The sequence below is a fragment of the Tenacibaculum sp. TC6 genome (genome assembly GCF_050606265.1).
Taxonomy (GTDB): domain Bacteria; phylum Bacteroidota; class Bacteroidia; order Flavobacteriales; family Flavobacteriaceae; genus Polaribacter.
Map to the genome: position 1 here is coordinate 1 of NZ_JBOCUK010000019.1, position 575 is coordinate 575.

General features: G+C 40.2%; 1 pseudogene. It reads right to left on the bottom strand.

The annotated features are described in order from the left end of the window. Positions 1 to 575, bottom strand: a pseudogene (locus tag ACQY1Q_RS11080) (hypothetical protein); the annotation flags it as partial.

Genomic DNA, 575 nt, shown 5'->3' on the forward strand with positions numbered 1-575 from the left:
TCTTCATCTTTATAATCGATGTTGGTATTATCGGCATTCAGCGCGATGGTGGTTAAGGTTTCTAAGTTCTTGATATCAATGATAGTCGGATTTCCGTTTTCATTGGTATAGGTAAAGGTTCCATCGGCATTGGCAACAATTGTGGTCAGCGTCTCCAGATTCTTCACCAAATTGGTTAAGTTCAGCTGTGTAGTAACCCCATCTTCATCTTTATAATCGATGTTGGTATTATCGGCATTCAGCGCGATGGTGGTTAAGGTTTCTAAGTTCTTGATATCGATGATAGTCGGATTTCCATTTTCATCGGTATAGGTAAAGGTTCCATCGGCATTGGCAACAATTGTGGTCAACGTTTCCAGATTCTTCACCAAATTGGTTAAGTTCAGCTGTGTGGTATTTCCATCTTCATCTTTATAATCGATGTTGGTATTATCGGCATTCAGCGCGATGGTGGTCAAGGTTTCTAAGTTCTTGATATCAATGATAGTCGGATTTCCGTTTTCATCGGTATAGGTAAAGGTTCCATCGGCATTGGCAACAATTGTGGTCAACGTTTCCAGATTCTTCACCAAATT